Annotated in this window: 31 protein-coding genes; all 31 read left to right on the forward strand. The window is 66.7% G+C overall.

All coding sequences use genetic code 11. From position 1 onward, the window contains the following. Positions 1-106: 106 nt before the first annotated feature. Positions 107-415 carry a 30S ribosomal protein S10 gene (rpsJ, locus tag IE332_RS13535; protein WP_012785157.1) on the forward strand — a complete coding sequence of 103 codons (309 nt, stop codon included), beginning with the start codon at positions 107-109 and terminating at the stop codon, positions 413-415. Between the two features lie 14 nt (positions 416-429). After that, on the forward strand, positions 430-1,077 hold the full coding sequence (gene rplC, locus IE332_RS13540) for a 50S ribosomal protein L3 (RefSeq protein ID WP_189916064.1): 648 nt from the start codon (positions 430-432) through the stop codon (positions 1,075-1,077). Between the two features lie 5 nt (positions 1,078-1,082). Next, positions 1,083-1,760 (forward strand): 50S ribosomal protein L4, encoded by a 678-nt coding sequence (gene rplD, locus IE332_RS13545; RefSeq protein ID WP_189916065.1) that lies wholly within the window; start codon positions 1,083-1,085, stop codon positions 1,758-1,760. Continuing rightward, positions 1,760-2,080: a 50S ribosomal protein L23 gene (rplW, locus tag IE332_RS13550; protein WP_030055819.1), complete on the forward strand. Its 321-nt coding sequence runs from the start codon at positions 1,760-1,762 to the stop codon at positions 2,078-2,080. The genes rplD and rplW overlap by 1 nt, the downstream gene beginning before the upstream one ends. Positions 2,081-2,123: 43 nt before the next feature. Further along, the gene (gene rplB / locus IE332_RS13555) at positions 2,124-2,960 is read left to right on the forward strand and encodes a 50S ribosomal protein L2 (RefSeq protein ID WP_030393297.1); all 837 of its coding nucleotides are present in this window, start codon (positions 2,124-2,126) and stop codon (positions 2,958-2,960) included. A gap of 11 nt (positions 2,961-2,971) precedes the next feature. Then, on the forward strand, positions 2,972-3,253 hold the full coding sequence (rpsS, locus tag IE332_RS13560; protein WP_030055821.1) for a 30S ribosomal protein S19: 282 nt from the start codon (positions 2,972-2,974) through the stop codon (positions 3,251-3,253). A 57-nt stretch (positions 3,254-3,310) separates the two neighbouring features. After that, the gene (gene rplV, locus IE332_RS13565; protein WP_030055822.1) at positions 3,311-3,658 is read left to right on the forward strand and encodes a 50S ribosomal protein L22; all 348 of its coding nucleotides are present in this window, start codon (positions 3,311-3,313) and stop codon (positions 3,656-3,658) included. After that, positions 3,658-4,482: a 30S ribosomal protein S3 gene (gene rpsC / locus IE332_RS13570; RefSeq protein ID WP_030393298.1), complete on the forward strand. Its 825-nt coding sequence runs from the start codon at positions 3,658-3,660 to the stop codon at positions 4,480-4,482. Before rplV ends, rpsC begins: the two co-directional genes overlap by 1 nt. Before the next feature lie 5 nt (positions 4,483-4,487). Then, positions 4,488-4,907 carry a 50S ribosomal protein L16 gene (gene rplP / locus IE332_RS13575; protein WP_030055824.1) on the forward strand — a complete coding sequence of 140 codons (420 nt, stop codon included), beginning with the start codon at positions 4,488-4,490 and terminating at the stop codon, positions 4,905-4,907. Beyond that, positions 4,907-5,131: a 50S ribosomal protein L29 gene (gene rpmC / locus IE332_RS13580; protein WP_049649042.1), complete on the forward strand. Its 225-nt coding sequence runs from the start codon at positions 4,907-4,909 to the stop codon at positions 5,129-5,131. Before rplP ends, rpmC begins: the two co-directional genes overlap by 1 nt. Continuing rightward, positions 5,131-5,403, forward strand: coding sequence for a 30S ribosomal protein S17 (gene rpsQ / locus IE332_RS13585; protein ID WP_030055826.1), 273 nt, complete (start codon positions 5,131-5,133; stop codon positions 5,401-5,403). Before rpmC ends, rpsQ begins: the two co-directional genes overlap by 1 nt. Positions 5,404-5,505: 102 nt before the next feature. Continuing rightward, positions 5,506-5,877 carry a 50S ribosomal protein L14 gene (gene rplN, locus IE332_RS13590; protein WP_030393301.1) on the forward strand — a complete coding sequence of 124 codons (372 nt, stop codon included), beginning with the start codon at positions 5,506-5,508 and terminating at the stop codon, positions 5,875-5,877. A gap of 15 nt (positions 5,878-5,892) precedes the next feature. Further along, positions 5,893-6,204 (forward strand): 50S ribosomal protein L24, encoded by a 312-nt coding sequence (gene rplX / locus IE332_RS13595; protein WP_030055828.1) that lies wholly within the window; start codon positions 5,893-5,895, stop codon positions 6,202-6,204. Then, the gene (rplE, locus tag IE332_RS13600) at positions 6,204-6,773 is read left to right on the forward strand and encodes a 50S ribosomal protein L5 (RefSeq protein ID WP_030393302.1); all 570 of its coding nucleotides are present in this window, start codon (positions 6,204-6,206) and stop codon (positions 6,771-6,773) included. Before rplX ends, rplE begins: the two co-directional genes overlap by 1 nt. 3 nt (positions 6,774-6,776) lie before the next feature. After that, positions 6,777-6,962, forward strand: a complete 186-nt coding sequence (locus tag IE332_RS13605) for a type Z 30S ribosomal protein S14 (protein ID WP_030393303.1) — start codon at positions 6,777-6,779, stop codon at positions 6,960-6,962. 266 nt (positions 6,963-7,228) lie between these two features. Beyond that, positions 7,229-7,636 carry a 30S ribosomal protein S8 gene (gene rpsH, locus IE332_RS13610; protein ID WP_030055831.1) on the forward strand — a complete coding sequence of 136 codons (408 nt, stop codon included), beginning with the start codon at positions 7,229-7,231 and terminating at the stop codon, positions 7,634-7,636. Positions 7,637-7,658: 22 nt separating this feature from the next. Next, positions 7,659-8,198, forward strand: coding sequence for a 50S ribosomal protein L6 (rplF, locus tag IE332_RS13615; protein WP_189916066.1), 540 nt, complete (start codon positions 7,659-7,661; stop codon positions 8,196-8,198). A 3-nt stretch (positions 8,199-8,201) separates the two neighbouring features. Further along, entirely contained in the window at positions 8,202-8,585 is a 384-nt protein-coding gene (gene rplR, locus IE332_RS13620; RefSeq protein WP_030280785.1) for a 50S ribosomal protein L18, read from the forward strand. 48 nt (positions 8,586-8,633) lie between these two features. Continuing rightward, positions 8,634-9,257 carry a 30S ribosomal protein S5 gene (gene rpsE / locus IE332_RS13625; RefSeq protein WP_030055834.1) on the forward strand — a complete coding sequence of 208 codons (624 nt, stop codon included), beginning with the start codon at positions 8,634-8,636 and terminating at the stop codon, positions 9,255-9,257. Next, positions 9,257-9,439: a 50S ribosomal protein L30 gene (gene rpmD, locus IE332_RS13630; RefSeq protein ID WP_030055835.1), complete on the forward strand. Its 183-nt coding sequence runs from the start codon at positions 9,257-9,259 to the stop codon at positions 9,437-9,439. Before rpsE ends, rpmD begins: the two co-directional genes overlap by 1 nt. A gap of 2 nt (positions 9,440-9,441) precedes the next feature. Next, the gene (rplO, locus tag IE332_RS13635; protein ID WP_189916067.1) at positions 9,442-9,894 is read left to right on the forward strand and encodes a 50S ribosomal protein L15; all 453 of its coding nucleotides are present in this window, start codon (positions 9,442-9,444) and stop codon (positions 9,892-9,894) included. A 354-nt stretch (positions 9,895-10,248) separates the two neighbouring features. Continuing rightward, positions 10,249-11,559 (forward strand): preprotein translocase subunit SecY, encoded by a 1,311-nt coding sequence (gene secY / locus IE332_RS13640; protein WP_189916068.1) that lies wholly within the window; start codon positions 10,249-10,251, stop codon positions 11,557-11,559. Next, positions 11,559-12,212, forward strand: a complete 654-nt coding sequence (locus IE332_RS13645) for an adenylate kinase (protein WP_189916069.1) — start codon at positions 11,559-11,561, stop codon at positions 12,210-12,212. Before secY ends, IE332_RS13645 begins: the two co-directional genes overlap by 1 nt. A 117-nt stretch (positions 12,213-12,329) precedes the next feature. Further along, complete coding sequence (gene map / locus IE332_RS13650) at positions 12,330-13,169, forward strand: type I methionyl aminopeptidase (protein ID WP_189916070.1); 840 nt, start codon at positions 12,330-12,332, stop codon at positions 13,167-13,169. A gap of 150 nt (positions 13,170-13,319) precedes the next feature. Next, on the forward strand, positions 13,320-13,745 hold the full coding sequence (gene mscL / locus IE332_RS13655) for a large conductance mechanosensitive channel protein MscL (RefSeq protein WP_189916071.1): 426 nt from the start codon (positions 13,320-13,322) through the stop codon (positions 13,743-13,745). Positions 13,746-13,939: 194 nt separating this feature from the next. Next, complete coding sequence (gene infA, locus IE332_RS13660; RefSeq protein ID WP_003956442.1) at positions 13,940-14,161, forward strand: translation initiation factor IF-1; 222 nt, start codon at positions 13,940-13,942, stop codon at positions 14,159-14,161. 32 nt (positions 14,162-14,193) lie between these two features. After that, the gene (gene rpmJ / locus IE332_RS13665; protein WP_003956441.1) at positions 14,194-14,307 is read left to right on the forward strand and encodes a 50S ribosomal protein L36; all 114 of its coding nucleotides are present in this window, start codon (positions 14,194-14,196) and stop codon (positions 14,305-14,307) included. Positions 14,308-14,482: 175 nt separating this feature from the next. Further along, positions 14,483-14,863: a 30S ribosomal protein S13 gene (rpsM, locus tag IE332_RS13670; protein ID WP_189916072.1), complete on the forward strand. Its 381-nt coding sequence runs from the start codon at positions 14,483-14,485 to the stop codon at positions 14,861-14,863. A gap of 72 nt (positions 14,864-14,935) precedes the next feature. Further along, positions 14,936-15,343, forward strand: a complete 408-nt coding sequence (gene rpsK, locus IE332_RS13675) for a 30S ribosomal protein S11 (RefSeq protein ID WP_030232513.1) — start codon at positions 14,936-14,938, stop codon at positions 15,341-15,343. Between the two features lie 130 nt (positions 15,344-15,473). Next, a complete protein-coding gene (locus IE332_RS13680) occupies positions 15,474-16,496 on the forward strand; it encodes a DNA-directed RNA polymerase subunit alpha (protein WP_030232516.1) in 1,023 nt (340 codons plus the stop codon). A 122-nt stretch (positions 16,497-16,618) separates the two neighbouring features. Further along, on the forward strand, positions 16,619-17,098 hold the full coding sequence (gene rplQ / locus IE332_RS13685) for a 50S ribosomal protein L17 (RefSeq protein ID WP_189916073.1): 480 nt from the start codon (positions 16,619-16,621) through the stop codon (positions 17,096-17,098). The last annotated feature ends 66 nt before the right edge of the window (positions 17,099-17,164 follow it).

Below are 17,164 nucleotides of genomic sequence, written 5' to 3' on the forward strand. Positions count from 1 at the left end.
ACGAAGTGATTCGTTGGTTTTTTGCAAGCGCGACGGCGACACGCCCGAGCGCGGGGGTCGGAGGGTCGTCGTGCAGTGACTAAGGACAAAGGACTACTGAGTAGCCATGGCGGGACAGAAGATCCGCATCCGGCTCAAGGCCTACGACCACGAGGTCATCGACTCTTCGGCGAAGAAGATCGTCGAGACGGTGATCCGTACTGGTGCGCAGGTCGCGGGCCCGGTGCCGCTGCCCACTGAGAAGAACGTGTACTGCGTCATCCGCTCGCCGCACAAGTACAAGGACTCGCGCGAGCACTTCGAGATGCGTACTCACAAGCGTCTGATCGACATCCTCGACCCCACGCCGAAGACGGTTGACTCGCTGATGCGTCTCGACCTGCCGGCTGGCGTCGACATCGAGATCAAGCTCTGAGAGGCGCACCGAAGATGGCTAAGCAGATTAAGGGCATCCTGGGCGAGAAGCTCGGCATGACCCAGGTCTGGGACGAGAACAACCGGGTCGTCCCGGTGACCGTCGTCAAGGCTGGGCCCAATGTCGTGACCCAGGTCCACACCGCCGACAGCCCGGCCGGCTACGACGCCGTCCAGATCGGCTTCGGCGAGATCGACCCCCGCAAGGTGAACAAGCCCCTCGCGGGCCACTTCGCCAAGGCCGGTGTCACCCCGCGCCGCCACCTGGTCGAGCTCCGTACCTCGGACGCGTCCGAGTACACCCTGGGCCAGGAGATCACCGCCGAGCTGTTCGAGGCGGGTGTCAAGGTCGACGTGACCGGCACCTCCAAGGGCAAGGGCTTCGCCGGTGTCATGAAGCGCCACAACTTCCGTGGTCTCGGCGCTGGTCACGGTGTGCAGCGCAAGCACCGTTCGCCCGGTTCCATCGGTGGCTGCGCCACCCCGGGCCGCGTGTTCAAGGGCCTGAAGATGGCCGGCCGGATGGGTCACGAGCGTGTGACCACCCAGAACCTGACCGTGCACGCGGTCGACGCGGAGAAGGGTCTGCTCCTTATCAAGGGTGCGATCCCGGGCCCGAACGGCGGCCTCGTCCTCGTCCGCACCGCGGCGAAGGGGCTGTGAAGGATATGAGCACCATTGACATCCTGTCGCCCTCGGGCGACAAGACCGGCAGCCTCGAGCTGCCGGCCGAGATCTTCGACGCGAAGGTCAGCGTTCCGCTGATGCACCAGGTCGTCGTGGCGCAGCTCGCTGCGGCCCGTCAGGGCACCCACAAGACCAAGACTCGTGGCGAGGTCCGCGGTGGCGGCAAGAAGCCGTACCGCCAGAAGGGCACCGGCCGCGCCCGTCAGGGCTCGACCCGTGCGCCGCAGTTCGCCGGCGGTGGCGTCGTGCACGGTCCCGTGCCGCGCGACTACTCGCAGCGGACCCCGAAGAAGATGATCGCCGCCGCCCTGCGCGGTGCGCTCACCGACCGGGCCCGCCACAACCGCATCCACGTCGTCACCGACGTGGTCGCGGCCGAGGCGCCGTCGACCAAGGCCGCCAAGGGTCTGTTCGGCAAGATCACCGAGCGCAAGAACATCCTCCTCGTCGTCGAGCGTGCCGACGAGCTGGGTCTGAAGAGCGCCCGCAACCTGCCGCACGTTCACATCCTGGACGCCGGTCAGCTGAACACCTACGACGTGCTCGTCTCCGACGATGTGGTCTTCACCCAGGCCGCCTTCGAGCGTTTCGTGGCGGGTCCCGCCGCGTCCGCCAAGGCCGTGGCTGCTGAGGGCGAGCTCGAAGGGAGCGCCGCCTGATGGCTGCAGAGATCACGAGCAAGACGTTCACGGACCCCCGTGACGTCCTGGTGAAGCCGGTCATCTCCGAGAAGAGCTACAGCCTTCTCGACGAGAACAAGTACACGTTCATCGTGTCGCCGGGCGCCAACAAGACCCAGATCAAGCAGGCCGTCGAGGCGGTCTTCTCGGTCAAGGTCGAGGCTGTCAACACGATCAACCGTCAGGGCAAGCGCAAGCGCTCCAAGACGGGCTTTGGCAAGCGCAAGGACACCAAGCGCGCCATCGTGACGCTGGCCGAGGGCAACCGCATCGACATCTTCGGTGGTCCGGTCTCCTAACGGAGATCGTGATCGTCGATAAGGACGAGGACGAGAGAGCCAAATGGGCATCCGCAAGTACAAGCCGACTACGCCGGGCCGTCGTGGCTCCAGCGTGGCCGACTTCGTAGAGATCACGCGGTCCACGCCGGAGAAGTCGCTGGTTCGCCCCCTGCACAGCAAGGGCGGCCGTAACAACGCCGGTCGGATCACCGTTCGCCACCAGGGTGGCGGTCACAAGCGCGCCTACCGCGTGATCGACTTCCGTCGTCACGACAAGGACGGCGTGCCGGCGAAGGTCGCACACATCGAGTACGACCCGAACCGCACCGCGCGCATCGCGCTCCTGCACTACGCGGACGGCGAGAAGCGCTACATCATCGCGCCGCGCGGCATCACGCAGGGCGACCGGATCGAGAACGGCGCTGGCGCCGACATCAAGCCGGGCAACAACCTGCCGCTGCGCAACATCCCGGTCGGTACCACCATCCACGCGGTGGAGCTGCGTCCCGGCGGCGGTGCCAAGCTGGCCCGCTCCGCCGGCTCCGGCATCCAGCTGCTGGCGCGTGAGGGCAAGATGGCGCACCTGCGCATGCCCTCCGGTGAGATCCGCCTGGTGGACGCGCGCTGCCGCGCGACCGTCGGCGAGGTCGGCAACGCCGAGCAGTCGAACATCAACTGGGGCAAGGCCGGCCGTATGCGCTGGAAGGGCGTTCGCCCGACCGTGCGTGGTGTGGCCATGAACCCGATCGACCACCCGCACGGTGGTGGTGAGGGTAAGACCTCCGGTGGTCGCCACCCGGTCTCGCCGTGGGGCCAGAAGGAGGGTCGTACCCGTCGCCCGAAGAAGGCGTCGGACGCTCTCATCGTGCGCCGCCGCAAGACCAACAAGAAGCGCTAGGAGCAGGTCAGATGCCGCGCAGTCTCAAGAAGGGCCCCTTCATCGACGGCCACCTTCTCAAGAAGGTGGACGCGCAGAACGAGGCGGGTACCCAGAACGTCATCAAGACCTGGTCCCGTCGCTCCGTGATCTTCCCGGCCATGCTTGGCCACACGATCGCGGTTCACGATGGTCGCAAGCACGTCCCGGTGTTCGTCACCGAGTCGATGGTCGGCCACAAGCTGGGCGAGTTCGCTCCGACCCGCACCTTCCGCGGCCACGTCAAGGACGACCGCAAGTCGAAGCGTCGCTAGTCGCCTGAGCTTCACCGCCAGACCGACTCAATGACTTACTCCATTAAGGGGACAACCATGGAAGCCAGGGCCCAGGCGCGGTACATCCGCGTCACGCCCATGAAGGCCCGCCGCGTGGTGGACCTCATCCGTGGCCTGCCGGCCACGGAGGCCCAGGCCGTCCTGCGTTTCGCTCCGCAGGCCGCCACCGTGCCGGTGGGCAAGGTGCTCGACAGCGCCATTGCCAACGCCGCGCACAACTACAACCACTCCAACGTGGACGACCTCGTCATCAGCGAGGCGTACGTTGACGAGGGTCCGACCCTGAAGCGGTTCCGCCCGCGTGCCCAGGGCCGCGCCTACCGGATCCGCAAGCGGACCAGCCACATCACCGTGGTCGTCAGCAGCAAGGAAGGGACCCGGTAATGGGCCAGAAGGTTAACCCGCACGGGTTCCGCCTCGGCATCAGCACGGACTTCAAGTCCCGCTGGTACGCCGACAAGCTGTACAAGGACTACGTCAAGGAAGACGTTGCCATTCGTCGCATGATGACGAAGGGCATGGAGCGCGCCGGCATCTCGAAGGTTGAGATCGAGCGCACCCGCGACCGCGTCCGCGTCGACATCCACACCGCCCGCCCCGGCATCGTCATCGGTCGCCGTGGCACCGAGGCCGACCGCATCCGCGGCGACCTCGAGAAGCTGACCGGCAAGCAGGTCCAGCTGAACATCCTCGAGGTCAAGAACCCCGAGCTGGACGCCCAGCTCGTGGCTCAGGGCGTCGCGGAGCAGCTGTCCTCCCGCGTCTCCTTCCGTCGTGCCATGCGCAAGTCGATGCAGGGCACCATGAAGTCCGGCGCCAAGGGCATCAAGGTCCAGTGCTCCGGTCGTCTCGGCGGCGCCGAGATGAGCCGTTCGGAGTTCTACCGCGAGGGCCGTGTGCCGCTGCACACCCTGCGCGCGAACGTCGACTACGGCTTCTTCGAGGCCAAGACCACCTTCGGCCGCATCGGCGTGAAGGTCTGGATCTACAAGGGCGACGTCAAGAACATCGCCGAGGTCCGCGCTGAGAACGCCGCTGCCCGCTCGGGCAACCGCCCGGCCCGTCCCGAGGGTGGTCGTCCCGCCCGCGGTGGCGAGCGCCGTGGTGGCGAGCGCGGTGGCCGTGGCCGTCGCCCCGCCGCTTCCGAGGCCCCCGCGGCCCCGGTCGCCGAGGCTCCGGCTGCCGAGAACACCGGAACGGAGGCCTGACCGTCATGCTGATCCCCCGTCGGGTCAAGCACCGCAAGCAGCACCACCCCAAGCGCCGCGGCGCCGCCAAGGGTGGCACCGAGCTCGCGTTCGGCGAGTACGGCATCCAGGCCGTCACCCCGGCCTACGTGACGAACCGGCAGATCGAGTCCGCTCGTATCGCCGTCACCCGTCACATCAAGCGTGGCGGCAAGGTCTGGATCAACATCTACCCGGACCGTCCGCTCACCAAGAAGCCGGCCGAGACCCGCATGGGTTCCGGTAAGGGTTCGCCCGAGTGGTGGATCGCGAACGTGCACCCGGGTCGGGTCATGTTCGAGCTGTCGTACCCCAACGAGAAGGTGGCTCGTGAGGCGCTGACCCGCGCAGCTCACAAGCTCCCGATGAAGTGCCGGATCATCCGGCGCGAGGCAGGTGAGAGCTGATGTCGGCCGGCACCAAGGCTGCTGACCTCCGCGAGCTGGACAACGAGGGTCTCGTTGCCAAGCTCCGTGAGGCCAAGGAGGAGCTGTTCAACCTCCGCTTCCAGGCGGCGACCGGGCAGCTCGACAACCACGGACGGCTCAAGCTCGTCCGTAAGGACATCGCGCGGATCTACACCCTGATGCGCGAGCGCGAGCTGGGCATCGAGACGGTGGAGAGCGCCTGATGACTGAGAACACCAACGAGACGCGCGGTTTCCGCAAGACCCGTGAGGGTCTCGTCGTCAGCGACAAGATGGACAAGACCGTCGTCGTCGCCGTCGAGGACCGCGTCAAGCACGCGCTGTACGGCAAGGTCATCCGCCGTACGAACAAGCTGAAGGCGCACGACGAGGCGAACGCCTGCGGCATCGGCGACCGGGTCCTCCTCGCGGAGACCCGCCCGCTGTCCGCGACGAAGCGCTGGCGCGTCGTCGAGATCCTCGAGAAGGCCAAGTAACGAAGTTGATGCGGTACGGCCGTATGTGCACCGGGTCCCTCGCGGGCGCCGGTGTGAGCAGCGGCCGGCCCGTCAGCTCTCGTTGACGATCAGGAGAAAGCTGTGATCCAGCAGGAGTCGCGACTGCGTGTCGCCGACAACACGGGCGCGAAGGAAATCCTTTGCATCCGCGTTCTCGGTGGTTCCGGTCGCCGCTACGCCGGTATCGGGGACGTCATCGTCGCCACCGTCAAGGACGCGATCCCCGGCGGTTCGGTGAAGAAGGGTGACGTCGTCAAGTGCGTCGTCGTCCGTACCGTGAAGTCGCGCCGTCGTCCCGACGGTTCGTACATCCGGTTCGACGAGAACGCCGCCGTCGTCCTCAAGAACACCGATGGCGACCCCCGCGGTACCCGCATCTTCGGCCCGGTGGGCCGCGAGCTGCGTGACAAGAAGTTCATGAAGATCATCTCGCTTGCGCCGGAGGTGCTCTAACTCATGGCGAACAGCATGAAGATCAAGAAGGGTGACCTGGTTCAGGTCATCACCGGCAAGGACCGCGGCAAGCAGGGCAAGGTCATCCAGGCCATGCCCGCCGAGAACAAGGTCCTGGTCGAGGGTGTGAACCGGGTCAAGAAGCACACCAAGCCGGGCCCGGGCACTCAGGGTGGCATCGTCACCGTCGAGGCCCCGGTGCACGTCTCCAACGTCCAGCTGGTCGTGGAGAAGGACGGCAAGAAGGTCGTCACCCGCGTTGGCTACCGCTTCGATGACGAGGGCAACAAGATCCGCGTTGCCAAGCGAACCGGTGAGGACATCTGATGTCTGAGACGACTGTTGAGAAGGTGACCCCCCGTCTCAAGGAGCGTTACAACTCCGAGATCAAGGGTCAGCTGCAGGAGCAGTTCTCGTACGAGAACGTCATGCTGACGCCCGGCCTGGTCAAGGTCGTCGTCAACATGGGTGTCGGCGAGGCCGCCCGTGACAGCAAGCTGATCGAGGGCGCGATCCGCGACCTGACCGCGATCACCGGTCAGAAGCCGGCCGTGACCAAGGCTCGTAAGTCCATCGCGCAGTTCAAGCTGCGCGAGGGCCAGCCGATCGGCACCCACGTCACCCTCCGCGGTGACCGCATGTGGGAGTTCCTGGACCGTCTGGTTTCGCTGGCCCTGCCGCGAATCCGTGACTTCCGCGGCCTCTCCCCGAAGCAGTTCGACGGCCGTGGCAACTACACCTTCGGTCTGACCGAGCAGGTCATGTTCCACGAGATCGACCAGGACAAGGTCGACCGTCAGCGCGGTATGGACATCACCGTCGTGACCACCGCCCAGACCGACGACGAGGGCCGGGCGCTCCTGCGCGCTCTGGGCTTCCCGTTCAAGGAGGCGTAACACATGGCGAAGAAGTCCCTCATCGCGAAGGCCGAGCGGAAGCCGAAGTTCGGCGTCCGGGCCTACACCCGGTGCCAGCGCTGCGGCCGTCCGCACTCGGTGTACCGCAAGTTCGGCCTCTGCCGTGTCTGCCTCCGTGAGATGGCGCACCGTGGCGAGCTGCCGGGCGTGACCAAGAGCTCCTGGTAATCCAGGCGCTTTAGGCACACAGCGAAGCAGAGGTGCCCGATCCCACACCGGTCCGTTTTGGGCCTGCCGTACGGAGTCCCGTAAGGTAGTGGGGTCGGGCCCCCTGCCACGGCTTCCCCATGGATGTCCGTGGCCCTCTACGGAGGGCTCGCACCCAGTCTTACGACGTCGCAGGTCCCCTGCGCTTGTGCCCCTGCCGAACTCGGAAGAGTGCGGAAGGGGGACCTGGCGCGGAGAAACCGCGGCGAGAGAGGCCTGAGGCCATCATGACCATGACCGACCCCATCGCAGACATGCTCACGCGTCTGCGTAACGCGAACTCGGCGTACCACGACTCCGTGGCGATGCCGGCCAGCAAGATCAAGGCGCACGTCGCCGAGATCCTGCAGCAGGAGGGGTACATCTCCTCCTACAAGGTTGAGGAGCCCGTCGAGGGCGAGGTCGGCAAGAAGCTGACCATCGAGCTCAAGTTCGGCCCCAACCGTGAGCGCTCCATCGCCGGCATCAAGCGCATCAGCAAGCCGGGTCTGCGTGTTTACGCAAAGTCCACCAACCTGCCGAAGGTTCTCGGCGGCCTGGGCGTGGCGATCATCTCCACGTCCTCCGGCCTCCTGACCGACAAGCAGGCCGCCAAGAAGGGCGTAGGCGGAGAAGTTCTCGCCTACGTCTGGTAATTCGGGAAACGGAGGTACAGCAATGTCGCGCATTGGACGGCTGCCCATCCAGGTCCCCGCTGGCGTGGACGTCACCATCGATGGCCAGACGGTCTCGGTGAAGGGCCCGAAGGGCACCCTCACCCACGTCGTCGCCGCGCCGATCGAGATCGGCAAGGGCGAGGACGGCACTCTGGCTGTCACCCGCCCCAACGACGAGCGTCTGTCGAAGGCCCTGCACGGCCTGACCCGCACGCTGGTGGCGAACATGATCACCGGCGTGACCGCGGGCTACCGCAAGTCGCTGGAGATCAGCGGTGTCGGCTACCGAGTTCTGGCGAAGGGCTCCGACATGGAGTTCCAGCTGGGCTACAGCCACCCGATCGTCGTCGAGGCCCCCGAGGGCATCTCCTTCGTCGTCGAGTCGGCCACCAAGTTCCACGTGGACGGCATCGACAAGCAGAAGGTCGGCGAGGTCGCCGCGAAGATCCGCAAGCTGCGTAAGCCGGACCCGTACAAGGCCAAGGGTGTCAAGTACGCGGGCGAGGTCATCCGCCGCAAGGTCGGAAAGAGTGGTAAGTAAGCGATGAGTGTCTCTGTCAAGATCGGCAAGGGCAACGCCTACAAGAGCGCCGCTCGCAAGCGCCGCGCGATCCGCGTTCGCAAGCGCGTCGTCGGCACCGAGGTGCGTCCGCGCCTCGTCGTGACGCGCTCGAACCGTCACATGGTCGCCCAGGTCATCGACGACGCCAAGGGTCACACCCTGGCGTCGGCGTCCACCCTCGACGTGTCCATCAAGGGCGCCGAGGGCGACAAGACCGAGCTGGCCAAGAAGGTCGGGAGCCTGGTCGCCGAGCGCGCCAAGGCCGCCGGCATCGAGTCGGTCGTCTTCGACCGCGCGGGCAACCGGTACGCCGGCCGCATCGCCGCCCTGGCGGACGCGGCCCGCGAGGCCGGGCTCGACTTCTAAGCCGCTCGTCGACCCTGTCGACGGACGTAAACGAGAGAGGTAATTCCAATGGCTGGACCCCAGCGCCGCGGTAGCGGCGCCGGCGGTGGCACCGGCGGTGGCGAGCGGCGCGACCGTAAGCGTGACGACCGGGGCAACGCCCCCGCCGTCGAGAAGACCGCTTACGTCGAGCGCGTCGTCGCGATCAACCGTGTCGCCAAGGTTGTCAAGGGTGGTCGTCGTTTCAGCTTCACCGCGCTGGTCGTGGTGGGCGACGGTGACGGCACCGTGGGTGTCGGTTACGGCAAGGCGAAGGAGGTTCCGGCCGCCATCGCCAAGGGTGTTGAGGAGGCCAAGAAGAACTTCTTCAAGGTCCCCCGTATCCAGGGCACCATCCCGCACCCGATCCAGGGTGAGAAGGCCGCCGGCGTCGTGCTGCTGAAGCCCGCCGCCCCCGGTACCGGTGTTATCGCCGGTGGTCCGGTGCGCGCCGTCCTGGAGTGCGCCGGCATCCACGACATCCTGTCGAAGTCGCTCGGCTCGGACAACGCGATCAACATCGTGCACGCCACCGTGGCCGCTCTGAAGGGCCTCGTGCGCCCCGAGGAGATCGCCGCCCGTCGTGGTCTGCCGCTGGAGGACGTGGCCCCCGCCGCTCTGCTGCGGGCGCGTGCTGCTGGGGTGAGCGCCTGATGGCTCGCCTGAAGATCACGCAGACCAAGTCGTACATCGGCAGCAAGCAGAACCACCGTGACACCCTGCGTTCGCTTGGTCTCAAGCGCATGCACGACGTCGTGGTGAAGGAGGACCGTCCCGAGATCCGCGGGATGGCCCACACGGTCCGTCACCTGGTGACGGTTGAGGAGGTGGACTGATCATGGGCGAGAACCCGATCAAGATCCACAACCTGCGTCCCGCCCCGGGTGCCAAGACCGACAAGATCCGTGTGGGTCGTGGTGAGGGCTCCAAGGGTAAGACCGCTGGTCGTGGTACCAAGGGCACGAAGGCCCGCTACCAGGTTCCGCAGCGCTTCGAGGGTGGCCAGATGCCGCTCCACATGCGCCTGCCGAAGCTGAAGGGCTTCAAGAACCCGTTCAAGATCACCTTCCAGGTCGTCAACCTCGACAAGCTGGCCGAGCTCTACCCGCAGGGTGGAGAGGTCACGGTCGAGGACCTGGTCGCCAAGGGCGCGGTTCGCAAGAACTCCCTCGTCAAGGTGCTCGGCACCGGCGAGGTCTCGGTTGCCCTGCAGGTGACGGTCGACGCCGTCTCCGGCTCGGCCGCCGAGAAGATCAAGGCCGCCGGCGGTACGGTCACCGAGCTCGTCTGAGCCCGCTGAGAACCGCTTTCGAGCCCCGCACCTCCTCCGGGAGGTGCGGGGCTCGTGCCTTTTCCGGGCCCGCGGTGTCCGGTGTCCCGAATCCGACGGTCGTTTTCCGGAACTCCGGGGCCTGTGAAGACGCTCGTTCTTTTGTGTGGCAAACCCGGGCATCCCGTACCCCGTGAGTGGGGGAGGGGCCGTACGCGCTTCTTCGGAGTGGCCGCGCACTGTTAGAGTCCGTGGAGTTCCCTTGTAGGCTGCGCGTAGGCTCGCCTGTGCCGTCTGTACGGGGGCCCGAACCGCAAACTCCCCATTCAGGACCGACCCTCCCGCCGACGACGCGCGGGAGGCGCAGGAGGCACCGTGCTCAGTGCGTTCGCGCGGGCGTTCCAGACGCCCGACCTGCGCAAGAAGCTGCTGTTCACGCTGGGCATCATGGTGCTGTTCCGCCTGGGCTCGCACATCCCGATTCCTGGCGTGAGCTTCACGGCCGTGAACGAGTGCGTGAAGGAGACCAAGAACAGCGGCCTCTTCGGGCTCGTCAATCTGTTCAGCGGTGGCGCGCTCCTCCAGTTGACGATCTTCGCGCTCGGCATCATGCCGTACATCACCGCGAGCATCATCCTCCAGCTCCTCACAGTCGTGATCCCGCGACTGGAGATGCTGAAGAAGGAGGGCCAGGCCGGCCAGACCAAGATCACCCAGTACACCCGTTACCTGACCATCGCGCTCGCCGTGCTCCAGGGCACCGGCATCGTGGCGACGGCCTCCAGCGGCGCGCTGTTCTCCGGCTGCCCGCTGGCCAACCAGATCGTGCCGGACACCGGCGTGTTCCGGATCGCCGTCATGGTCCTCACGATGACGGCCGGCACCACGGTCATCATGTGGCTGGGCGAGCTGATCACCGACCGCGGCATCGGCAACGGCATGTCGCTGCTGATCTTCACCTCGATCGCGGCCCAGTTCCCGTCCTCGATGTGGGCGATCAAGCAGTCCGGCACCATCGGCGGCGGCTGGGTCGAGTTCCTCTCCGTGGTCGCGGTCGGCATCGTCGTCGTGATGCTCGTCATCTTCGTCGAGCAGGCCCAGCGCCGGATCCCGGTCCAGTACGCGAAGCGGATGATCGGCCGGCGGGCGTTCGGCGGCACCTCGACCTACATCCCGCTCAAGGTGAACCAGGCCGGTGTCATCCCGGTCATCTTCGCCTCGTCGCTGCTCTACATCCCCGCCCTGGTGGTCCAGCTGACCAACAGCCAGGCCGGGTGGGCGACCTGGATCCGGACGAACTTCGTCAAGGGTGACCACCCGATCTACATGGCCACCTACTTCCTGCTGATCGTCTTCTTCGCCTTCTTCTACGTCGCGATCTCCTTCAACCCCGAAGAAGTTGCCGACAATATGAAGAAGTATGGTGGGTTCATCCCGGGTATCCGGGCCGGTCGGCCGACGGCCGAGTACCTGAACTACGTGCTGACCCGAATCACGTGGCCGGGTTCGCTCTACCTGGGCCTGATCGCGTTGATCCCGATGATCGCCCTGGTCGCCTTCGGACAGCAGACCAACTTCCCGTTCGGCGGCACCAGCGTTCTCATCGTCGTCGGCGTCGGACTCGAAACTGTGAAGCAGATCGAGAGCCAGCTCCAGCAGCGCAATTACGAAGGGTTCCTCCGCTGATGCGTATCGTCCTCGTTGGTCCTCCCGGGGCCGGGAAGGGTACTCAGGCGCACCTGCTCGCCAAGACCCTGTCCATCCCCCACATCTCCACCGGCGACCTCTTCCGTGCCAACATCGGCCAGGGCACCCCGCTGGGGCTCGAGGCCAAGAGCTACATGGACGCGGGCCGCCTGGTACCGGATGAGGTCACCATCGGGATGGCCAAGGACCGCATGCTCCAGGAGGACGCCGTCAACGGCTTCCTGCTCGACGGCTTCCCCCGCAACCTCGGCCAGGCCGAGGCGCTCGACGACTTCCTCGCCGAGCAGGGCATCAAGCTGGACGGCGTCCTGGACCTGGAGGTCCCCGAGGACGAGGTCGTCAAGCGGATCGCCGGGCGCCGGCTCTGCCGCAACGACGGTGGCCACGTCTTCCACGTGGACTACAACCCGCCGAAGGTCGAGGGCGTCTGCGACGAGTGCGGCGGCGAGCTGTACCAGCGCTCGGACGACACCGAGGACAAGGTGCGCACGCGCCTGGAGGTCTACCACACGGAGACCGAGCCGATCATCGGTTACTACAAGGAGCAGGGTCTCCTGGTGACCATCCCGGCCCTCGGCAAGGTGGACGAGGTCACCGCCCGCGCGATCGAGGCGCTGAAGCACGACAGCTGAGTCTCTCGGCGAACGTACGACGGTACGGCCGGGTCGCCCGCCCAGCGGGTGGCCCGGCCGTTTCGGCGTCGTACGGTGGTAGGGCAGTGGTAATCCGGACTTGGAAGGCGTGACCAGATGGTGGAGATCAAGACCCCCGAGCAGATCGCGAAGATGCGAGCGGCCGGGCTGGTCGTCGCCGAGGCCCTCAAGGCCTGCCGCGAGGCGGTCGTCCCGGGGGTGACCACCCAGGAGCTCAACGACGTCGCGGACAAGGTCATCACCGACCACGGTGCCACCTCGAACTTCCGCGCCGACCACGGCGGCCTCTGGTTCCCGGGCGTGATCTGCGCCTCGGTGAACAACGAGGTCGTGCACGGCATCCCGGGCGACCGGGTGCTGCAGGAGGGCGACGTCATCTCGATCGACTGCGGCGCCATCCTGGACGGCTGGCACGGCGACGCCGCGATCACCGTGGCGGTCGGCGAGGTCCGCCCGGAGGTCGAGATGCTGAGCCGGGTCACCGAGGGCTCGATGTGGGCCGGCATCGCCCAGATGAAGAAGAACAACCGCCTGGTCGACGTCTCCAAGGCGATCGAGGGCTTCATCCGCCGCCAGCCGCTGCCCCCGAAGGGCAAGTGGGGCATCACCGAGGGCTACGGCGGCCACGGCATCGGCACCGCGATGCACATGGAGCCGCACGTGCTGAACTACGTCGAGCGCGGCCGCGGCAAGGGCCCGAAGCTCGTCCCGGGCACCGTGCTGGCGATCGAGCCGATGGTCTCGCTGGGCACCCCGCACACCACCGTGCTGGACGACGAGTGGACGGTCGTCACCAACGACGGCACCTGGGCCTCGCACTGGGAGCACTCGGTGGCCGTGACCGAGCAGGGCCCGCTGGTGCTGACCGCATTCGACGGCGGCAAGGCCGAACTGGCGAAGCTGGGCATCACCGCAGCTCCGGACCCGCTCGCGTAGTCGCGCGGCGCTCGACCGGCGTCGCTGACGAGGGATCAGGGCCCTGGGGGTTTGGACCTCCAGGGCTTTTGTCCTATTTTTATCGGCTGGCAGTGGTCCACTCGTGGTCCACTGCGAACTGACCGGCAAACGAGCGATGCAGGAGAGCACGTGCTCAAGGGATTCCGCGACTTCATGATGCGCGGCAACGTCGTCGACATGGCCGTCGGTGTGGTCATCGGTGCCGCGTTCACCGCGGTGGTGACCGGCTTCGTGTCCGCCTTCCTCACCCCGCTGGTGGGTGTGGTGGTCGGCGCCGCCGGCGACTTCAGCTCGTACAAGGCGACGGTGGCCGGGGTCACCTTCCCGTACGGCCAGTTCCTCAACGTCCTGATCGCGTTCGTGATGACGGCCGCGGTGCTGTACTTCTGCGTGGTGCTGCCGATCACCAAGGCGACCGCGCGGTACATGCCGAAGAAGCCGAAGGCCCCGAAGCGCCCCTGCCCCGAGTGCCTCACCGAGATCCCCGAGGCGGCCCGCCGCTGCTCGGCCTGCACCGCCCACGTCGAGCCGCTGACGCTCACCACCGGGGTCTGAGCCGACGGCTGTGACGGGTGCCGCTTTCCGGGACCCCCGTTTTGGTCCACCCCACGCGCTGGCGTAGGATGGACCGTCGGCTCACTCGTAGCGTGCTTCAGCACGCCCTCTTCCCCTCGGGGGCGGGGTGAACCCAGGTTCGCACGAGCGTTCCGCATACGGTAGCCGGTCCCGGAAGGTGGATCTCGCAGTTCATGGCTAAGAAGCAAGGCGCCATTGAGATCGAGGGCACCGTGATCGAGTCTCTTCCGAACGCGATGTTCAAGGTCGAGCTGCAGAACGGTCACAAGGTCCTCGCGCACATCAGTGGCAAGATGCGCATGCACTACATCCGCATCCTGCCGGACGACCGGGTCGTCGTGGAGCTCAGCCCCTACGACCTCACGCGCGGCCGGATCGTCTACCGCTACAAGTAAAACGTCAGATCTAGACCCGGAGAACCTGAAACATGAAGGTCAAGCCGAGCGTCAAGAAGATCTGCGACAAGTGCAAGGTGATCCGCCGTCACGGCCGGGTCATGGTGATCTGCGACAACCTGCGCCACAAGCAGCGCCAGGGCTGATCCTCCCCAGCATTTCTCGTAGTACTTCGCGCGACGCGAAAACGTCATAAGCGGGCTGCCCGATCCGTCCTTTCCGGGACGGACTGCCACCCCCGGTCAGAGGCCGGGGCTCCCTCACCGTGAGGTGTCGGAGTAGGTAGCACGCAAGACCTCTGAAAAAGCACAGGAGCCTTGAATGGCACGCCTCGCCGGCGTTGATCTCCCCCGTGAGAAGCGGATCGAGATCGCCCTTACGTACGTGTACGGCATCGGCCGTACCCGCGCCCAGCAGACCCTCGCCGAGACCGGCGTCAACCCGGATGTCCGCGTTCGCGACATCACCGAGGAAGACCTGGTCAAGCTGAGCCAGTACATCGACTCGAACTACACGGTCGAGGGTGACCTCCGCCGTGAGGTGGCCGCCGACATCCGCCGCAAGGTCGAGATCGGCTGCTACGAGGGTCTGCGTCACCGCCGTGGCCTGCCGGTCCGCGGCCAGCGCACCCACACCAACGCGCGTACCCGCAAGGGCCCGCGTCGCGCGATCGCCGGCAAGAAGAAGCCGGGCAAGAAGTAGTCCGTCCCGTAACCGGACATCCCTCCGGCCCGCGGGTCAGCGGACCGACCACCTCAGTAGGAGAACAGACTTATGCCCCCCAAGGGTCGTCAGGCTGCCGGCGCGAAGAAGATCCGCCGCAAGGAAAAGAAGAACGTCGCTCACGGCCACGCGCACATCAAGAGCACGTTCAACAACACCATCGTTTCGATCACCGACCCCGCGGGCAACGTGATCTCCTGGGCCTCCGCCGGCCACGTCGGCTTCAAGGGCTCGCGCAAGTCCACCCCGTTCGCCGCGCAGATGGCCGCCGAGGCCGCTGCCCGTCGCGCGCAGGAGCACGGCATGCGCAAGGTTGACGTCTTCGTGAAGGGTCCGGGCTCCGGCCGCGAGACCGCGATCCGTTCGCTCCAGGCCACCGGCCTGGAGGTCGGCTCGATCCAGGACGTCACCCCCACCCCGCACAACGGCTGCCGTCCGCCGAAGCGCCGCCGCGTCTGACGTAGCGCCTTCGGGCACGCTGGGTTTGCTTTAAACCTCGTACGGGCTCCCGTTTTTTGCGGGAGCCCGTACGCTTGGTCCTGTCGGCATCAAATAGTGGGTGCCGAAGACAACTGGAGGAACATCCCCCATGCTTATCGCTCAGCGCCCCTCGCTGACCGAAGAGGTCGTCGACGAGTTCCGCTCGCGGTTCGTGATCGAGCCGCTGGAGCCGGGCTTCGGCTACACCCTCGGCAACTCCCTGCGCCGCACGCTCCTGTCGTCGATCCCGGGTGCCGCTGTCACCAGCATCCGCGTCGACGGCGTCCTGCACGAGTTCACCACCGTGCCGGGCGTCAAGGAGGACGTGACCGACCTCATCCTCAACATCAAGCAGCTGGTCGTCTCCTCGGAGCACGACGAGCCGGTCGTGATGTACCTGCGCAAGCAGGGCCCGGGTGTCGTCACCGCCGCCGACATCGCCCCGCCGGCGGGTGTCGAGGTGCACAACCCGGAGCTGGTCCTCGCCACGCTGAACGGCAAGGGCAAGCTGGAGATGGAGCTGACCGTCGAGCGCGGTCGCGGCTACGTCTCCGCCGTCCAGAACAAGGCCTCCGGCCAGGAGATCGGCCGCATCCCGGTCGACTCGATCTACAGCCCCGTGCTGAAGGTCACCTACAAGGTCGAGGCCACCCGTGTCGAGCAGCGGACCGACTTCGACAAGCTGATCGTCGACGTCGAGACCAAGCCCGCCATGCGCCCGCGTGACGCCATGGCCTCGGCCGGCAAGACCCTGGTGGAGCTGTTCGGTCTCGCCCGCGAGCTGAACATCGACGCCGAGGGCATCGACATGGGCCCGTCCCCGACGGACGCCGCCCTGGCCGCCGACCTGGCGCTGCCGATCGAGGAGCTGGAGCTCACCGTTCGGTCGTACAACTGCCTCAAGCGCGAGGGCATCCACACCGTGGGTGAGCTCGTCGCCCGCTCCGAGGCCGACCTGCTCGACATCCGCAACTTCGGTGCGAAGTCGATCGACGAGGTCAAGGCGAAGCTGGCCGGCATGGGCCTGGCCCTCAAGGACAGCCCGCCCGGGTTCGACCCGACCGCCGCCGCCGACGCCTTCGGCGCCGACGACCTGGACGACGCGGGTTACGCGGAGACCGAGCAGTACTGAGTTTGGACGGGGGCGGCCCTCGGGTCGCCCCCTGTTCGATGAAAGAAAGCCGCCTGGGCACAGTGCACAGGCGCCCGCTCCGGTACCTGATACGGCCGGAGTCGGAGATTTAAGGAGCTACCATGCCCCGTCCCGCGAAGGGTGCCCGCCTCGGCGGTGGCCCCCACCACGAGCCGCTGCTGCTCGCCGGCCTCTGCCGCGAGCTCTTCCAGTACGGCCGCATCACCACGACCGAGGCCAAGGCCCGTCGGATGCGCCCGCTGGCGGAGAAGCTGATCACCAAGGCGAAGAAGGGCGACATCCACAACCGTCGCCTGGTGCGCAAGACCATCACCGACGTGTCGGTGCTGCACACCCTCTTCACCGAGATCGCGCCGCGCTACGAGAACCGCCCGGGTGGTTACACCCGTATCACCAAGATCGGTCCCCGTCGTGGCGACAACGCCCCGATGGCCGTGATCGAGCTGGTCGAGGCGCTCACCGTCGCGCAGAACGCCGTCGGCGAGGCCGAGGCCGCCACCAAGCGCGCCGTCAAGGAGGCCGACGAGGCCGCCGCCGTCGAGACCAAGGCCGACGAGGCCGAGGCCGCCGAGCAGGCCTGACGCCTCTAGGTGTTCCGCGGGCCCGTTTCCCCACTGGTGGGGGAGCGGGCCCGTTCCTCATCCCCG

The sequence above is a fragment of the Kitasatospora xanthocidica genome, assembly GCF_014656195.1.
Classification (GTDB): Bacteria; Actinomycetota; Actinomycetes; order Streptomycetales; family Streptomycetaceae; genus Kitasatospora; species Kitasatospora xanthocidica.

What these genes read in the sequence shown, in the direction of transcription:
- rpsQ (WP_030055826.1), top strand. Translation starts at nt 5,131, where the DNA reads ATGACTGAGAACACCAACGAGACGCGCGGTTTCCGCAAGACCCGTGAG.
- rplF (WP_189916066.1), top strand. Translation starts at nt 7,659, where the DNA reads ATGTCGCGCATTGGACGGCTGCCCATCCAGGTCCCCGCTGGCGTGGAC.
- IE332_RS13605 (WP_030393303.1), top strand. Translation starts at nt 6,777, where the DNA reads ATGGCGAAGAAGTCCCTCATCGCGAAGGCCGAGCGGAAGCCGAAGTTC.
- rpsM (WP_189916072.1), top strand. Translation starts at nt 14,483, where the DNA reads ATGGCACGCCTCGCCGGCGTTGATCTCCCCCGTGAGAAGCGGATCGAG.
- rpsC (WP_030393298.1), top strand. Translation starts at nt 3,658, where the DNA reads ATGGGCCAGAAGGTTAACCCGCACGGGTTCCGCCTCGGCATCAGCACG.
- IE332_RS13645 (WP_189916069.1), top strand. Translation starts at nt 11,559, where the DNA reads ATGCGTATCGTCCTCGTTGGTCCTCCCGGGGCCGGGAAGGGTACTCAG.
- rpsH (WP_030055831.1), top strand. Translation starts at nt 7,229, where the DNA reads ATGACCATGACCGACCCCATCGCAGACATGCTCACGCGTCTGCGTAAC.
- rplE (WP_030393302.1), top strand. Translation starts at nt 6,204, where the DNA reads ATGTCTGAGACGACTGTTGAGAAGGTGACCCCCCGTCTCAAGGAGCGT.
- rplX (WP_030055828.1), top strand. Translation starts at nt 5,893, where the DNA reads ATGAAGATCAAGAAGGGTGACCTGGTTCAGGTCATCACCGGCAAGGAC.
- rplV (WP_030055822.1), top strand. Translation starts at nt 3,311, where the DNA reads ATGGAAGCCAGGGCCCAGGCGCGGTACATCCGCGTCACGCCCATGAAG.
- rpsJ (WP_012785157.1), top strand. Translation starts at nt 107, where the DNA reads ATGGCGGGACAGAAGATCCGCATCCGGCTCAAGGCCTACGACCACGAG.
- rplO (WP_189916067.1), top strand. Translation starts at nt 9,442, where the DNA reads ATGGGCGAGAACCCGATCAAGATCCACAACCTGCGTCCCGCCCCGGGT.
- rpsS (WP_030055821.1), top strand. Translation starts at nt 2,972, where the DNA reads ATGCCGCGCAGTCTCAAGAAGGGCCCCTTCATCGACGGCCACCTTCTC.
- map (WP_189916070.1), top strand. Translation starts at nt 12,330, where the DNA reads ATGGTGGAGATCAAGACCCCCGAGCAGATCGCGAAGATGCGAGCGGCC.
- rpmD (WP_030055835.1), top strand. Translation starts at nt 9,257, where the DNA reads ATGGCTCGCCTGAAGATCACGCAGACCAAGTCGTACATCGGCAGCAAG.
- rplC (WP_189916064.1), top strand. Translation starts at nt 430, where the DNA reads ATGGCTAAGCAGATTAAGGGCATCCTGGGCGAGAAGCTCGGCATGACC.
- rplW (WP_030055819.1), top strand. Translation starts at nt 1,760, where the DNA reads ATGGCTGCAGAGATCACGAGCAAGACGTTCACGGACCCCCGTGACGTC.
- rpmC (WP_049649042.1), top strand. Translation starts at nt 4,907, where the DNA reads ATGTCGGCCGGCACCAAGGCTGCTGACCTCCGCGAGCTGGACAACGAG.
- rpsK (WP_030232513.1), top strand. Translation starts at nt 14,936, where the DNA reads ATGCCCCCCAAGGGTCGTCAGGCTGCCGGCGCGAAGAAGATCCGCCGC.
- rpsE (WP_030055834.1), top strand. Translation starts at nt 8,634, where the DNA reads ATGGCTGGACCCCAGCGCCGCGGTAGCGGCGCCGGCGGTGGCACCGGC.
- IE332_RS13680 (WP_030232516.1), top strand. Translation starts at nt 15,474, where the DNA reads ATGCTTATCGCTCAGCGCCCCTCGCTGACCGAAGAGGTCGTCGACGAG.
- rplQ (WP_189916073.1), top strand. Translation starts at nt 16,619, where the DNA reads ATGCCCCGTCCCGCGAAGGGTGCCCGCCTCGGCGGTGGCCCCCACCAC.
- infA (WP_003956442.1), top strand. Translation starts at nt 13,940, where the DNA reads ATGGCTAAGAAGCAAGGCGCCATTGAGATCGAGGGCACCGTGATCGAG.
- rplB (WP_030393297.1), top strand. Translation starts at nt 2,124, where the DNA reads ATGGGCATCCGCAAGTACAAGCCGACTACGCCGGGCCGTCGTGGCTCC.
- rplD (WP_189916065.1), top strand. Translation starts at nt 1,083, where the DNA reads ATGAGCACCATTGACATCCTGTCGCCCTCGGGCGACAAGACCGGCAGC.
- rplR (WP_030280785.1), top strand. Translation starts at nt 8,202, where the DNA reads ATGAGTGTCTCTGTCAAGATCGGCAAGGGCAACGCCTACAAGAGCGCC.
- rplP (WP_030055824.1), top strand. Translation starts at nt 4,488, where the DNA reads ATGCTGATCCCCCGTCGGGTCAAGCACCGCAAGCAGCACCACCCCAAG.
- rpmJ (WP_003956441.1), top strand. Translation starts at nt 14,194, where the DNA reads ATGAAGGTCAAGCCGAGCGTCAAGAAGATCTGCGACAAGTGCAAGGTG.